1 protein-coding gene is annotated in these 1,283 nt (G+C 58.8%); it reads left to right on the forward strand.

Going from position 1 to position 1,283, the window contains the following annotated elements:
• Positions 1 to 50: 50 nt before the first annotated feature.
• Positions 51 to 1,283: type VI secretion system tip protein TssI/VgrG (tssI, locus tag L9059_RS30555; RefSeq protein WP_247296870.1), on the forward strand; the 1,233-nt coding region annotated here is incomplete at its 3' end.

Here is a 1,283-nt window from a genome sequence, read left to right on the forward strand (position 1 = left end):
GGACGGTTTGGACGTCGCGCTTCATTTCCTCTTTGCTTAAGGATAAGCGTATGTTCGGATCGGCCAATACGGCGCACTTTGCGCTGCACATCCCCACTGTTCGCAACGATTTCAAAGTGCTCGCCTTTGACGGTGTCGAGGCCATCAGCGCCTTGTATGCAATCCAGGTTGAACTGGTCAGCGAACACCCGGATTTCGATATTGAGAGTCTGCTCAGCCAGCCTGCGTTTCTTCAATTTGGCCTGAACGGCGAAGGCCTTCACGGCCGGATCGAAGACGTATTCATCGGTGAGGCCGGCAAACGCCTGACCCGTTATCACCTGACCCTGGTACCGGCGCTGCACTACTTGCAGTTCAGCCACAATCAACGGATTTTTCAGCACCTGACGGTGCCGCAAATCATCGCTCAGGTGCTCAAGGGGCACGGCATTCAGGCCGATGCGTTTGCCTTCCATGTCCGCACCAGCCCCGAGCGCGAGTACTGCACGCAGTACGGGGAAAATGACTTCGAGCTCGTCCAGCGCCTGTGCGCCGAGGACGGCATCGCCTGGCATCACCAGCATTCGCCAGACGGTCATCTGCTGGTGTTCACCGACGACCAGACCTGGTTCCCCAAACTGGGCGAAACCCCTTATCAGCAAGACTCCGGCATGGTGGCGGACCACCCGGTCGTCAGCCAGTTTTCCATGCGTTTCAGGACCCGCACCAGCACCATCACACGCCGGGGGTATGACCTGAAACGGCCGAGCCTGTTGCTGGAGAGCCGCTTCACCGCCGAGTTCAGCCCAGAGCTGGAAGACTATCGTTACCCGGTGCGCATCGAGAACGAAAAGCTCGGCTACCAGCTCGCCCGGCAAGCCCTGGAGCGACAACGTACCGATTACCAGTTGGCCGAGGGCCAAAGCAACCAGCCCATCCTGCGCAGTGGCCACTTCTTTGACTTGACTGAACACCCACGCAAAACCTGCAACGATTTGTGGTTGTTGCTGAGTGTGTCGCATGCGGGGAAACAACCGCAGTCACTGGAGGAGGCCCTCACCAGCGACGTCAAACCCGACGACGGCTTTACCCAAGGCTATCGCAACAGCTTCAGCGCCATTCCCTGGGATGTGTTTTATCGGCCACCGATACCTGCAGTAAGACCGGCGCTGGTCAGCCAGACCGCCCGCGTTACCGGCCCTGCCGGCGAGGAGATCTATTGCGATGAATTTGGCCGTGTTCGTGTCGAACTGCCCTGGGATCGAGCGGAGCTCAACAGCGAAAAAAGCAGTTGCTGGCTCAGG

The organism is Pseudomonas violetae, assembly GCF_023072615.1.
Classification (GTDB): domain Bacteria; phylum Pseudomonadota; class Gammaproteobacteria; order Pseudomonadales; family Pseudomonadaceae; genus Aquipseudomonas; species Aquipseudomonas violetae.